This window comes from Capnocytophaga sp. H4358, assembly GCF_002302515.1.
GTDB classification, from domain to species: domain Bacteria; phylum Bacteroidota; class Bacteroidia; order Flavobacteriales; family Flavobacteriaceae; genus Capnocytophaga; species Capnocytophaga canis.
The window spans coordinates 193065-208033 of record NZ_CP022380.1 but is presented as its reverse complement, the minus strand read 5'-3'; the positions used below and the strand labels follow the sequence as shown (position 1 = coordinate 208033).

The window sequence follows — 14969 nt, the reverse complement described above, 5'->3', positions numbered from 1 at the left end:
TTAAAAAAAGTGACGTCTAAAGGCCTCCATAGCTTGATATTTTGCCAAACCAAGTTTGTGAAGACGGTTAGCCGTATCAGAATTTCGCTCTTCTGCTCTTTGCCAGAATTCACGCATGTCACTTCCCATATACATAGCTCCGTCTTTTTGTGATTGGTGGAAGAAAATCGCCTGACGTTTGCGAAGCACTTGGTCACGTGTCATAGGAACAATCATTTCCATTTCGTGAACATCCCACTCATGCCATGCACCGCGGTAAAGCCACACCCAACAATCTTTCATATAATCTTCATTTTTCAAACGTTCCAAAGCAGCAAAAATTCCATCCAAGCACACTTTATGTGTTCCATGAGGATCGGCTAAATCACCTGCTGCATATATTTGATGAGGTTTTACTTCACGAATCAAGTCTTCTATTATTTTGATGTCTGCCTCACCAATTGGTTGTTTTTCAACCGCTTGAGTTTCATAGAAAGGTAAGTTCAAGAAATGCAAATTTTCATCGGGAACATTGTAATAACGCGTAGCTCCATAGCACTCATGACGACGGATGTTTCCTTTAAGTTTCCAAACATCCAAGGTCTCTTTATCTCCTTGTTTTTTATTTTTAAGGATTTGCATTACTTTTTCAAGATGTGATACATCCGTTTTTCCTAGTAACATATCATGAGCTACTTCTACAAAACGTAACGCTTCAGTGTCAGCAACTGCCGTGCTTCCCGAAGTTTGGTAAGCAATATGTACCTCGTGTCCTTGTTCTACCAATCGGTCAAAAGTACCTCCCATTGAAATTACATCATCGTCGGGGTGAGGGCTGAAAATAATAACTCTTTTTTTGTGAGGATGTTCTCTCTCAGGTCGATACGAATCATCGGCATTAGGTTTTCCGCCTGGCCAACCTGTGATGGCTCTTTGAATACGATTAAAAATACGGATATTTAGGTCGTAAGCCGAAGTGTCCTCTAACAAGACTCCTAATCCATTTTCAAGATAATCTTCCTCACGAAGTCCTAAAATGGTTTTATCTAAACGTTCGCACAACCAAACTACCGCACGTGCAATTTCTTCTTCGTTTTTATTATTGAAATCATAATCTCCTACTAACCAAGGAGTTTTATTGCGAATCAATTCACTTGCAGCCGTTTCATCAATCACAAAAGTTGTATTTTTGTGTTCTTGTAAAAATGTAGCGGGAATTTGTGATGAAACTTCTCCTTCAATAGTTTTTGCAATGATAGAAGCCTTAGAAGCTCCCCAAGCCAAAAGCACTACGCGACGAGCCGCTAAAACTGTTCCAACTCCCATCGTAATGGCTTTACTAGGTACATTTTTATATCCACCGAAAGCGTGTGCTGCATCCGTTTTTGTTACTTTGTTCAAAGTGACCATACGCGTGATGGAATTTACGTTTGAACCAGGTTCGTTAAATCCGATATGTCCAGTACGTCCGATTCCTAAAAGTTGGAAATCAATTCCACCTGCTTGTTTTATTTTTTCTTCATAAGCGTAGCAGTAGTCACGAACTTCTTCCTTGCCTAATGTTCCGCTTGGGATGTTGATGTTTTCAGGAAGTATGTCCACATGGTTGAATAAGTTTTTGTGCATAAAATGCCAGTAACTTTGAATATCTTCCTTTTGCATTGGGAAATACTCATCCAAGTTGAACGTAATTACATTTTTAAAGCTAAGACCTTCCTCTTTATGCATACGAATTAACTCCTGATAAACCTTTACAGGAGAAGAGCCAGTCGCTAAACCGAGTACGCAATTCTTTCCTTCAGCTTGTTTTGTTCTAATCAATTCAGCTATTTCTTTGGCTACGGCAATAGAAGCCGAATTTGCATCCGAAAAAATAACATTGTGTATTTTTTCATAGCGAGTTTCCTCGAACAATCCAGCAGGCTGGTGTTTGATGGATTGCGTGTTTTTTTGAATGGTTGTACTCATTTTATTCTTTTTTTGGTTGTTTCTTTACTTTATTTAGGTAATAAGTTATAATAATCTTTTGATTTTTTAAGTATGGATTAAAGGATACAAGACTCTCTTTGATTCAATCACTGTATGATCCGTAATATCTACTTATTTCCGAAATTAGAATACTCTCATGTGAGAAGAATAATTAGTTAATAACTTTCTTCTTCATTTGGAAAACTTATGTTTTTCACATCTTCGACATAGCGAGAAACCGCTGAATTAATATCTTCATATAAATTAGCGTATCTACGTAGAAAACGAGGATGAAACCCTTGAGTCATTCCAAGTACGTCGTGTAGTACAAGTACTTGGCCATCCACATGGCTTCCTGCTCCGATACCAATTACTGGAATTGAGACAGATTTAGCAACCTCTTCCGCTAATTTTGCAGGAACTTTTTCCAAAACAATAGCAAAGCATCCCATTTTTTGCAGTAAAAGAGCATCTTGTTTTAGTTTTTCAGCTTCAGCATCTTCTTTTGCTCGAACAGTGTATGAACCAAATTTGTAAATTGATTGTGGTGTCAATCCCAGATGCCCCATAACAGGGATTCCTGCATTTAAAATACGCTTTATACTCTCCTTAATTTCCTTACCGCCTTCCAATTTTACTGCGTGTCCACCGCTTTCTTTCATTATGCGGATGGCAGAGCGTAGAGCTTCCTTAGGGTCGGACTGATATGAACCAAAAGGCAAATCGACTACTACTAAGGCACGGTTCGCACCACGAACCACTGATGAAGCGTGGTAAATCATTTGGTCTAACGTAATTGGTAAAGTCGTTTCATGTCCTGCCATTACGTTACTTGCCGAATCTCCCACCAAAATAACATCTATTCCAGCTCCATCAATGAGTTTACTGAACGTATAGTCATACGCCGTAAGCATTGAGATTTTTTCACCTCTTGATTTCATATCAATCAGTGACTTGGTTGTTACACGTTTATATTCTTTTTTTGCTACTGACATATTCAAATTGTTGATTTATAATCGCCTATTTTCTGTGTATAGTTTGCGTTCTGTCAGGACCTACCGAAACTAAGGTAATTGGTACTTCGAGTTCCTTCTCTAAGAAATCAATATAATTTAGCAACTCCTGTGGCAATTTATTATGATCTTTGATTGTCGTTAAATCCTGAGCCCATCCTTTCATCTCTGTGTAGATAGGCGTAACATTTTGTTCCTCAATATTGTATGGTAAGTGTTTGATTTCTTGTCCTTTATACAGATATGCAGTACATACTTTCAAAGTGTCAAATCCACTTAGTACATCGGCTTTCATCATCATCAGCTGTGTAACTCCATTTATTTGAACAGCGTATCGTAATGCAACCAAATCCAACCAACCACAACGACGTTTTCGCCCAGTGGTAGCTCCAAACTCTTTACCCACACGTCCCATTGTTTCACCTGTTTCATCAAACAATTCGGTAGGGAAAGGTCCACTACCTACACGTGTGGTATAAGCTTTGAAAATTCCTAACACATCTCCAATCTGCGTTGGAGCAACCCCCAAACCAGTACAAGCTCCAGCAGCCGTAGTATTTGACGAGGTTACGAAAGGATACGTGCCAAAATCAATATCCAACAGCGAACCTTGAGCTCCTTCAGCCAAGATTTTTTTATTATTTCTGATAGCTTGGTGTATATATTCCTCACTGTCAATAAACTGTAAACTTTTTAGAACCTCTATAGCTTCAAAAAACTCAGCCTCTAACTCAGCTAAGTTGTACTGAATTTCAACATTGTAGTGAGAAATCATTTCTTCGTGTTTGTCGGTCAAATTGCGGTAACGTTCTTTGAAGTCATCCAATTCGATGTCCCCCACACGAAGTCCATTTCTTCCAGTTTTGTCCATATAAGTAGGTCCAATGCCTTTGAGTGTAGAACCAATTTTTGCTTTTCCTTTTGAAGTTTCAGAAGCAGCATCTAACAATCGGTGAGTAGGTAAAATAAGATGTGCTTTACGAGAGATTAATAATCTTTTTTTCAGATCAATATCGAATTTTTTGAGTGCTTCGATTTCTTTTTTGAAGATGATAGGATCAATAACTACCCCATTTCCAACGATGTTTATTGCACTTTCATGGAAAATTCCAGACGGTATGGTGTGCAAGACGTGTTTGATGCCGTTAAATTCAAGAGTATGTCCTGCATTAGGTCCTCCTTGAAAACGAGCTATGATATCATATTCTTGAGTGAGAACATCTACAATTTTTCCTTTTCCTTCGTCGCCCCATTGAAGCCCAAGAAGTAAATTTACTGCCATTTTTTAGCGATTTTATGATTTGGTTATTTGTTTTTCTTTCCGTAAAAATATAGCGAATGGTTCGTAATTTCGATATTAAAAACCTCTTCAATTGTTTTTTTGATAGATTGGATTCTCGGATCACAAAATTCAAACACTTCGCCTGTATCGGTTAAAATTACATGATCGTGCTGACGGTCAAAGTATGATTTCTCGTAGTGAGCTTGGTTTTGTCCAAACTGGTGTTTACGTACCAAACCACATTCCAAAAGCAACTCAATAGTATTGTAGAGCGTAGCACGACTTACTCGATATTTTTTGTTTTTCATGCTGATATACAGCGTTTCAATATCGAAATGTTCACCACTTTCGTAAATTTCTTTCACGATAGCGAAACGTTCAGGTGTTTTTCGATGTCCATTTTCCTCTAAGTAGGCGGTGAAAACCTTACGAACAATTTCCAGATTTTCCTCTGTGGTATTAGCCATATCTTTTCAAGTGTTAATTATAAGGGACAAAGTTACAATTTTTTTTGCTATTAAACAATTATGGTTTGATATTATTTATACCTTAGATTCAATCCCCAAGTGCAATTTTTTATGCCATCAATTTATAAAATAAATTTTTAGGTTCTTCAAAATCTAGTGTTATTACTTACTTTTATAGTTTTTAAAGTTAAGGTGTTCGTGATGTGCTATCTAAAAAAGAATCATCCTTCGGTCAATTTTTTGTTCTTTAGAAAATATTTTCTGCGAATATTGGCTTGTTCTTGAGTGTTTTGAGGGTTATAGACACCTCTTTTGAGCCTATTCCTCTTAAGCTCCTACTGATGGTGCCTTTCTGATACACCTAATTGCTTGGTAACAAATTTTTGTGATTTATTACATTTAATGTATACTTTTATTTCGTATCTTTGCTCCAAAATTAAGTGTTTATACTTCATTGTTTTATGTGATGTTTCTTAAATTACATTAGTATTTAAATTCCATCGGTAAGTGTGATTTGTTGATGATAGTTGTTTATTCATATACAAATGACTACCTTTGTCCGCTTGTTATACAGTAGAATAGTTTTTATTTAACTTCACCTATGGTACTACGTACCTATATTTCAAAAGTATATTTAAAGTAAAATAGTATCAATAAAAATTTAAACATGCGATTACATCGAAATCTTACAGAGGCTGTCATCGAAGGATTGGGGTTTATTTTTAACGAGCAACAGTATGCCGATAAAGTAGTTGAAAGACAACTGAAAAAAGATAAACGCTGGGGGGCTCGTGATCGTGCTTTCATAGCCGAAACGATGTATGACATTGTACGATGGAAACGTCTGTATGCTGAAATTGCAGAGGTAAAAGCACCGTTTTCTTCACATGATTTATTTCGGATGTTTGCTGTATGGGCAGTTCTTAAAGGTGTTCATTTACCCGATTGGTCGTGTTTTGAGAACACACCCCAACGTCGTATTAAAGGCAAATTTGATGAACTTTCAAAAATACGTAAATTTAAAGATTCCGTTCCCGACTGGCTTGATGCTTTGGGAGAAGCGGAGTTAGGTTCAGATATTTGGAGCAAAGAGCTCACTGCCCTCAATGAATTAGCTCCTGTTGTATTACGAGTGAATACTCTAAAAATTGCTCCTGCACAGCTCAAAAACCTATTAAGAAATGAAGGTATTGAAACAAGACTTCTAAAATCCTATCCTGAAGCCTTAGAGTTGATTCAGAGAGCTAACATATTCACTACCAAGGCTTTTTCAAGTGGTATGTTTGAGGTGCAAGACGCTTCGTCACAGAGAGTAGCTCCTTTCTTGGAGGTACTTCCCTCAATGCGAGTGATTGACACATGTGCCGGTGCTGGTGGAAAAACCCTACACTTGGCATCGCTGATGAAAAATAAAGGGCAAATTATTGCAATGGATATTTATGAGAACAAATTGCAAGAACTCAAACGTCGAGCCCGTCGTAATGAGGTATTTAATATAGAAACCAAAGTTATTGATAATAAACACCTTAAACGAATGCAAAACACAGCCGACCGCGTATTGATTGATGCACCTTGTAGTGGATTGGGAGTGCTTAAACGTAATCCAGATGCTAAATGGAAATTACAACCTAAATTTTTAAATAAAATTAGGGAAACACAACAGCAGATTTTGCAAGATTACAGCAAGATGGTAAAGCCTGGAGGAAAAATGGTTTACGCAACCTGCTCCATACTTCCTTCGGAAAATCAAAAACAAGTAGAAACTTTTTTAGAGTCTGAGGCAGGTAAAAACTTTATATTTGAAACTGAAGAAAATATTTTTGCACACCAAACAGGCTACGACGGATTTTATATGGCTCGAATGCGGAAAAAGTAAAATTTTTTTCATAACTTTGCGTGATAGAGACTCAATTTATTATTTTTGTACGAGCTATTAGGTTTTAACAATAAATAGAAATTCCTCAGAAAAGATATAAAATGGATTTTTCCCTAAGAATAGTTGTAGTGTTTTGAATATTTTGATAAAAAACACTAGAAAATAAGTACCTTAGTAGGACTATTAAATCATTTAAAATTAAAACATCTAAATAATTTTGGAGAGCTTAGAATATAACACAGAACGTACCCCTTTAATCATTCCTGAATATGGTCGACATATCCAGAAAATGATTGAGAAGGCAATTCATATCGAAGACCGAGAAGAACGCAACAATACCGCCAAAGGAATTATTGCAGTAATGGGAAATCTAAATCCACATTTAAGAGATGTGCCTGACTTCCAACATAAATTATGGGATCAACTTTTCATCATGTCTGGATTTCAGCTGGATGTAGATTCTCCTTTTGAACGTCCAACAGAAGCTGTTTTAGTACGACACCCTGACAGATTGAACTACCCCCAAAGTCATCCAAAATATCGTTTTTACGGTAACAATATCAAAAAAATGATTGATGTTTGTGTGCGTTGGGAAGAAAGTGATTTAAAAACAGCATTGAAATTCTCAATAGCGAATCATATGAAAAAAAGTTACTTAAATTGGAATAAAGAAACTGTTGAGGACGAAGTAATCTTCCAACATCTGTATGAATTAAGCAATGGGCAGATTGATTTAAAGCAAGATAAAGAAGATTTAACAACCAGTCAGGAATTGATTAAAACAAAACAGAATCTGACCAGAAAAAATACATCTCAAAACAATAAAAAAGGAGCTACAAATCATAAAAAAACAAAATAAGTATGGGAATTTTTAAAATTGAAGGGGGGCATCAGCTTAAGGGTGAAATTACTCCACAAGGTGCTAAGAATGAAGCACTACAGATTTTATGTGCTGTACTGCTCACCGATGAAAAAGTGACCATTCACAATATACCAGATATTTTAGACATCAATAAATTGATGTCATTACTTGAAAACTTAGGAGTGAAAACTCAAAAATTAGGAAAAGGATCATATAGTTTCCAAGCCGATGAAATCAATATCAACTACTTGGAATCCATGGCATTTCACTCTGAAGGACAAAGTTTACGAGGGTCTATAATGATTGTTGGGCCTCTTTTAACACGTTTTGGTGTGGCATATATTCCGCAACCAGGAGGTGACAAAATAGGTCGAAGACGTTTAGATACCCACTTTGAAGGGTTTATAAAATTAGGAGCTGACTTCAAATATGATTCTGACAATCACATATATAGCGTAAAAGCAAATGGACTCACAGGAATGGATATGCTATTAGACGAGGCTTCGGTTACGGGAACGTCGAATATAATTATGGCAGCAGTCTTAGCTAAAGGAACTACCACGATTTACAATGCCGCTTGTGAACCCTACGTACAACAACTGTGTCGTATGTTAAACAATATGGGGGCTGACATTCAAGGTATTGGTTCTAATTTTATTACTATCAACGGAGTAGAAAAACTATCGGGATGCACACATACCATACTACCGGACATGATTGAAATAGGTAGCTGGATTGGACTTGCAGCTATGACTCAAAGCGAAATTACAATTAAAAACGTAGGCTGGGAGCATTTAGGATTGATTCCCAACGTATTTCGTAAGTTAGGTATTAAATTAGAGCGCCAAGGTGATGATATTTATATTCCTGCCCACAAAGATGGGTATGAAATTCAAAGTTATATTGATGGCTCTATTCTGACAGTTGCTGATGCTCCTTGGCCTGGATTTACGCCTGATTTACTGAGTATCGTTTTAGTAGTTGCTACCCAAGCTCGTGGGGAGGTACTTATTCACCAAAAAATGTTCGAAAGTCGCTTGTTTTTCATTGATAAACTTATTGATATGGGGGCAAAAATTATTCTGTGTGACCCGCATCGGGCTACTGTCATAGGTAACGATTTCAAATCACCCTTACGAGCCACATTGATGACTTCACCCGACATACGTGCTGGAATTGCCTTGCTTATCGCAGCACTTTCTGCCAAAGGAACATCAATTATCTATAACATTGAACAAATTGACCGAGGTTACGAAGATATCGATGAACGATTACGTTCCTTAGGAGCTAAAATCATACGTGTAAACTAAAATATAAAAGGATGCTCATTATAGGAATTGCAGGAGGAACGGGATGTGGAAAAACAACCGTTGTAAATCAAATTGTTAGTGAATTATCCCAAGAAGTAAGTGTCATTTCACAGGATTCTTACTATCGGGAAATGAGTCATTTGCCTTATACCGAAAGGGTAAAAACAAACTTTGATCACCCCGATTCTATCGATTTTGATTTACTAAAACAACATTTGATATCTCTAAAATCAGGAATACCAGTGGAAAGTCCCGTCTATTCTTTCGTTGAACACAACAGAACAGGCGAAACGGTACTGATAAAACCAACTAAAGTAGTCATTGTAGAGGGAATTTTAATTTTTTCACGTGCTGATATCCGTGAGTTGTTCGATATTAAGATTTATGTACATGCCGACCCTGATGAACGACTTATCCGACGTATTAAACGTGACATTACCGAACGAGGACGCGATGTAGAAGAGGTGTTGAACCGCTATCAAACCACTCTCAAACCGATGCACTTGAAGTTTATTGAACCAGTAAAAGAATATGCAGACATTATAATACCTAATAATAGACGTAATTTCGTAGCTATTGACATCATTAAAACCATTGTACATAATCGCATCTTAGCAAATTAAATGAAAAAAACTATTTTTCAATACATTTCATTTCTCAAAGGATATAGACTGTATGTCTTTATCCTGTTTTGTTTTTTCTTTTGGATGGCTTTTTTTGATTCTAATTCTTTACTCACACACCGTGAATTGAATAAGGAAATTCATAAATTGAATCGACAAAAACAGTTTCTACAAAAGGAAATTGAAAAAGATAAAGAAATGTTATTGATTTTAGATACCGATGAAGGTCGTGAACGTTTGGGACGAGAAGAGTACTACCTGAAACACGACAATGAGGATGTTTATATTATTGAGCATGACACTATTGATTAATAAAATATTACGAAGTTATTTTACATATAGTCTATGAATTTTGGTATTATCATCCCCGCTCATAACGAAGCTAATTACATTGTACAAACTTTGGAATCATTGTTTAGTCAAACGCTATTACCAACACAAATTATCGTAGTAGATGACGCTTCAACGGATGAATCCCCATTAATTTTAGATAAAATACGTCGGAAAAATCCTATTTTAGAAGTTATTCGCAAAGAAAATACAGGAAAACACCTTCCTGGTAGCAAAGTAGTACAAACCTTCAATACAGGACTACCTTTTTTGCGCAAAGATATTGATATAATTTGCAAGTTTGATGCAGATTTAGTGTTTCCTACAGATTATTTAGCTACTCTACAACGACATTTCCTTGAAAACTCACAATTAGGCATGTGCGGAGGATTTTGTTATATTGAAAAAAACGGCACTTGGGAATTAGAAAATCTGACCAACAGGGATCATTTACGAGGAGCTTTAAAAGCATATCGGAAAGATTGTTTTTCGAACATAGGTGGACTGCCTCCTGCTATGGGTTGGGACACTATCGACGAGTTACTTGCTCGTTATTTCGGATGGGAAGTATGTACTGATTCATCACTGAAAGTCAAACATTTAAAACCTACAGGAACGAGTTACACTCTCCAAGCTCGTCTGCTACAAGGCGGTGTTTTCTATCGCCTCCGCTATGGATTTTGGTTATCACTCTTAGCTTCTGCTAAATTAGCATCGAAAAAAAGAAAATGGCAACTTTTTAAAGATTATCTACAAGGTTATTTTAATGCTAAACGTGAAAAACAGCCATATTTGGTAACCTACAAACAAGGTCAGTGGATTCGCAACTATCGATGGAAAGGGGTTTGGAAACAATTATTGAAAATCAAATCATAAAATTGTACAAAATCTCTCTAAACGTTGTATTTATTTATGTTTTTAATCTCTTATTTGATTTTTTTTCATCTTTTGTTGTAAACACATACTTTTTTTGTAATTTTGTCGCCTGAAAAATTATTACTTTACTATATGACACAAATCAAAAACATCGCAATCATTGCCCACGTTGACCACGGAAAAACCACTTTGGTAGATAAAATACTACACCACTGTGCGTTGTTCAGAGAAAATCAAGAGTCGGGAGAATTGATTTTGGACAACAACGACATTGAACGCGAACGCGGAATTACTATTCTTTCTAAAAATGTTTCCGTGAATTATAAAGGAACAAAAATCAATATCATAGACACCCCAGGACACGCCGATTTCGGTGGTGAGGTGGAACGTGTGCTTAATATGGCGGACGGAGTTCTTCTTTTGGTAGATGCTTTTGAAGGTCCAATGCCACAAACGCGTTTCGTGCTTCAAAAAGCTATCGAAATGAAACTCAAACCTATCGTGGTTGTAAACAAAGTAGATAAGGAGAATTGTACCCCTGATGAAGTTCACGAAAAAGTGTTCGACCTAATGTTTGAACTCGGTGCCGAAGAATGGCAGTTGGATTTCCCTACCGTGTATGGTTCTGCCAAAAATAATTGGATGTCAGAAGATTGGAAAAACCAAACCGATTCTATCGACCCGCTTTTGGATATGGTTATCAAACATATTCCATCGCCCAAAGTAGAGGAAGGAACCACACAAATGCTTATCACTTCATTAGACTATTCTTCTTTTACAGGTCGAATTGCTATCGGGCGTTTGCAACGTGGTGTGCTAAAAAGCGGAATGAATGTTTCGTTGGTAAAACGCGACGGAACTATCACAAAATCAAAAATTAAAGAGCTACATACTTTTGACGGATTAGGACGTAAAAAAATCGACGAAGTACAAGCGGGTGACATCTGTGCCATCGCAGGGCTAGAAGGTTTTGACATCGGCGACACCATTGCCGATTTTGAAAATCCGGAAGCCTTGCCTACCATCGCCATTGATGAGCCTACAATGAGTATGTTATTCACTATCAACGATTCTCCTTTCTTCGGAAAAGAAGGAAAATTCGTAACTTCACGCCATATTAAGGAGCGTTTGGAGAAAGAATTGGAGAAAAATCTTGCTCTTCGCGTAGAGCCTACCGATAGTGCCGACAAATTTATGGTTTTCGGACGTGGTGTATTGCATCTTTCAGTACTTATCGAAACGATGCGTCGTGAAGGTTATGAATTACAAATCGGTCAGCCACAGGTAATTATAAAAGAAATCGACGGCGTGAAATGTGAACCCGTTGAAGAATTGACTATCGACCTACCTGAAAACCTATCAGGAAGAGCTGTAGAGTTTGTAACTCTCCGTAAAGGTGAAATGTTGTCAATGACCCCGAAAGGCGAACGAATGGTTATTGAGTTCATCATTCCATCACGAGGGATTATAGGTCTTCGTAATCAGATACTTACCGCTACTGCCGGAGAAGCTATTATGGCACATCGCTTCTTGGAATACCAACCTTACAAAGGCGAAATACCAGGGCGTATCAATGGTTCGTTAATTTCTATGGAAAACGGAAAAGCTATCCCATATTCTATTGATAAACTGCAAGATAGAGGGAAATTCTTCATCGACCCGAACGAAGATGTGTACGAAGGACAAGTAATAGGTGAAAATTCACGTGGTGATGATATGGTGGTAAACGTTACTAAAACCAAGAAACTCACTAACATACGTTCAGCGGGTGCGGACGACAAAATGCGTATTGCTCCTGCTATTAAATTCTCTTTGGAAGAAGCTTTGGAATATATTCAAAAGGATGAATACGTGGAAGTTACGCCAAAATCAATACGTTTGCGTAAAATCTACCTAAACGAAAACGACCGTAAACGCTACGAAAAAGAGTTTAAATAATTGTAAGATTTCCTTTTAAAGAAGTAACAAAAAAGCCGAAAAGTATTACACTTTCGGCTTTTTTATCAATATGATATGACTATTTTTGTCTGAAGTAAATATCAATTGGAACTCCTCTAAAATCGAAGTTTTCGCGTAATTTATTCTCAATGAATCGTTTGTAAGGTTCTTTTACATACTGAGGCAAATTGGCAAAAAACACAAATTGAGGCATTGGTGTAGGTAATTGCATACAATATTTAATTTTGATATACTTACCTTTGATGGCAGGTGGTGGATAACTTTCAATCAGAGGTAACATAATTTCGTTTAGCTTTGAGGTTTGAACACGCTTTGAACGATTTTTATAAACTTCCACAGCCTGTTCAATAGCTTTGAAAATACGCTGTTTGCTCAGTGCTGAGATGAAAATAATGGGTACATCAGTGAATGGAGCAATTTCTTTACGTATGATTGCTTCATACTCTTTCATCGTATTATTTTGTTTTTCAACCAAATCCCATTTATTTACCAAAATAACGATTCCTTTTCGGTTCCGTTCCGCTAACCAAAAAATATTAGAGTCTTGACCTTCAAACCCACGTGTTGCGTCAATCATCAGTATACACACATCGGCATGTTCTATGGCTCGAATAGAACGCATTACGGAATAAAATTCCAAATCTTCCTTTACTTTTGATTTGCGACGGATACCCGCTGTATCAACCAAATTAAATTTGAATCCAAATCGGTTGTACTCTGTGTCAATTGCATCGCGTGTGGTACCTGCAATGTCTGTAACTATATATCTATCCTCTCCAATCAATGCATTGATAAATGATGATTTTCCTGCATTAGGTCGTCCAACCACTGCAAAACGGGGTAATTGCTCTGTTTCTTCATTACCTTCTTTAATAGGAAGTACCTTTACCAGGTCGTCCAATAACTCACCACTGCCACTTCCATTTAAACTGGATAGTGTATACACATTTTCAAAACCAAAGGCATAAAATTCGTGTGAATCAGCCACTCGATTGTTGCTATCTACTTTATTTACAGCTACAAAAATCGGCTTTTTTGACTTTCGAAGCAAATCAGCCACTGTTTCATCCATTCCTGTAACGCCATCTTCCACGTTCACCATGAAAATAATGGCATCAGCCTCATCAATGGCTAAAGTAACTTGTTTATCTATTTCTTTTTCAAAATAATCGTCGCTCCCTAAAACATATCCTCCTGTATCAATAACAGAAAATTCAACTCCATTCCAATCCGTTTTCCCGTAATGACGATCACGTGTAACTCCACTCACAGCATCAACAATCGCCTCACGGCGTTTTATTAGTCGATTAAAAAAAGTAGATTTCCCTACATTTGGGCGACCCACAATGGCAACTATTGCACTCATAATTTTGCTTATTTTTTGTGCAAAGATATAAAAATAATTAGGAAACGCAATTGGGTGGGCAAACGGAAAAGGTTCTCAAATTTGATTATCACATAAAGAAATGTAGCGTAATAAAGTGGGGGAGGAGTAGCAATAAAAAAGGCTACCCCAAAAAGTTTGCGGATAGCCTTTCTACGATTTCAATTGTTTTTACTTCTTTTTCCAAGCATTTATATTTTCTTGTATAGCCTTTACATAACCATCATTTCCTGCTTTTTGAGCTCTTTCCAAAGCTATTTCAGCAGTTTTGATAGCATTTTTATAATCTTTTTTGGCTGCTTGGATATCAGATTTTAGTTTTTGTACCCAATAAGCTGTAGGGTTAAGTTCCACCGCTTTTGATGACCATTCCAAAGCCTTGTCTAAATCTATATTTTCTTCAAAATAGAACATAGCAGCTCTGTGATAATCACTTGCTGTTGGACCGTTCATTGTTTTTCCTATACTTTCGATTACGGCTTGTCGGGTATTCACTTTGATAGGGACTTTTACTAAGATATTATCCCATGCAAGGGTAAGCATGGCATCATTATTACGAATTTCATCAAAACCAATCGTAAAAGTTTCTACTTTGGGGTTTATAGTTAATGGTTTGACAACAGATTCTGCAATTACCTTTCCTTGATCGAAATTTTTACCTGGAGCTCCCCATAATTCTGAGTCAGCATATAAAAATACTTTCCATTGGTTGGTGTCAGGCACAGAATAAAGAGCATATTTTCCAGCTTTGACTTCTGTATTTCCAAAAGTTATTGGAGTAGAAAACTCAATAACCGTAGCAGCATTAGCTCCAGTACGCCAAATTTTTCCGTATGGAACCAAATCTCCGAAAATAACCCTGTTTTTCACTGACGGACGAGCGTAAGTTATCTGTACTTCCGTAAGTCCAATAGTCTGATTTATTGATGATTTAGGACTCGCGTTTGGTGTTTTTAACTGAGCCATACCCAGTTGAAATGTCAATAAAACAACGATAGAAATAGCTATTTTCTTCATACTAAACTAAGATTTAATTATAT

At 36.9% G+C, this 14969-nt stretch carries 13 protein-coding genes; 7 read left to right on the top strand and 6 right to left on the bottom strand.

What is annotated here, in order from left to right:
- The 4 genes from nagB to CGC49_RS00875 form a co-directional block, all read right to left on the bottom strand.
- Positions 1-1947, bottom strand: a complete 1947-nt coding sequence (nagB, locus tag CGC49_RS00890; RefSeq protein WP_042008125.1) for a glucosamine-6-phosphate deaminase — start codon at positions 1945-1947, stop codon at positions 1-3.
- Positions 1948-2123: 176 nt separating this feature from the next.
- The gene (panB, locus tag CGC49_RS00885) at positions 2124-2942 is read right to left on the bottom strand and encodes a 3-methyl-2-oxobutanoate hydroxymethyltransferase (RefSeq protein WP_095893165.1); all 819 of its coding nucleotides are present in this window, start codon (positions 2940-2942) and stop codon (positions 2124-2126) included.
- A 25-nt stretch (positions 2943-2967) separates the two neighbouring features.
- On the bottom strand, positions 2968-4242 hold the full coding sequence (locus CGC49_RS00880; protein WP_042347888.1) for an adenylosuccinate synthase: 1275 nt from the start codon (positions 4240-4242) through the stop codon (positions 2968-2970).
- A gap of 23 nt (positions 4243-4265) precedes the next feature.
- On the bottom strand, positions 4266-4709 hold the full coding sequence (locus CGC49_RS00875) for a Fur family transcriptional regulator (RefSeq protein ID WP_042008119.1): 444 nt from the start codon (positions 4707-4709) through the stop codon (positions 4266-4268).
- Between the two features lie 667 nt (positions 4710-5376).
- Here CGC49_RS00875 and CGC49_RS00870 point away from each other — a divergent pair.
- The 7 genes from CGC49_RS00870 to typA all read left to right on the top strand — a co-directional run bounded on the left by CGC49_RS00870 (position 5377) and on the right by typA (position 12524).
- The gene (locus CGC49_RS00870; RefSeq protein WP_095911647.1) at positions 5377-6585 is read left to right on the top strand and encodes an RsmB/NOP family class I SAM-dependent RNA methyltransferase; all 1209 of its coding nucleotides are present in this window, start codon (positions 5377-5379) and stop codon (positions 6583-6585) included.
- A 217-nt stretch (positions 6586-6802) separates the two neighbouring features.
- The gene (locus CGC49_RS00865; RefSeq protein WP_042009637.1) at positions 6803-7444 is read left to right on the top strand and encodes a DUF4290 domain-containing protein; all 642 of its coding nucleotides are present in this window, start codon (positions 6803-6805) and stop codon (positions 7442-7444) included.
- A 2-nt stretch (positions 7445-7446) separates the two neighbouring features.
- Positions 7447-8757, top strand: coding sequence for a UDP-N-acetylglucosamine 1-carboxyvinyltransferase (gene murA / locus CGC49_RS00860; protein ID WP_095911646.1), 1311 nt, complete (start codon positions 7447-7449; stop codon positions 8755-8757).
- 11 nt (positions 8758-8768) lie between these two features.
- Positions 8769-9380 carry a uridine kinase gene (udk, locus tag CGC49_RS00855; protein ID WP_042009643.1) on the top strand — a complete coding sequence of 204 codons (612 nt, stop codon included), beginning with the start codon at positions 8769-8771 and terminating at the stop codon, positions 9378-9380.
- Positions 9381-9692, top strand: a complete 312-nt coding sequence (locus CGC49_RS00850) for a septum formation initiator family protein (RefSeq protein ID WP_042345305.1) — start codon at positions 9381-9383, stop codon at positions 9690-9692.
- A 33-nt stretch (positions 9693-9725) separates the two neighbouring features.
- A complete protein-coding gene (locus tag CGC49_RS00845) occupies positions 9726-10586 on the top strand; it encodes a glycosyltransferase family A protein (RefSeq protein WP_095911645.1) in 861 nt (286 codons plus the stop codon).
- 132 nt (positions 10587-10718) lie between these two features.
- Positions 10719-12524, top strand: a complete 1806-nt coding sequence (gene typA / locus CGC49_RS00840) for a translational GTPase TypA (protein ID WP_095911644.1) — start codon at positions 10719-10721, stop codon at positions 12522-12524.
- Between the two features lie 79 nt (positions 12525-12603).
- Here typA and der read toward each other — a convergent pair whose 3' ends face one another.
- Positions 12604-13911: a ribosome biogenesis GTPase Der gene (der, locus tag CGC49_RS00835; RefSeq protein WP_095911643.1), complete on the bottom strand. Its 1308-nt coding sequence runs from the start codon at positions 13909-13911 to the stop codon at positions 12604-12606.
- 189 nt (positions 13912-14100) lie between these two features.
- Positions 14101-14946: a DUF2911 domain-containing protein gene (locus tag CGC49_RS00830; protein ID WP_095911642.1), complete on the bottom strand. Its 846-nt coding sequence runs from the start codon at positions 14944-14946 to the stop codon at positions 14101-14103.
- Positions 14947-14969: the final 23 nt, after the last annotated feature.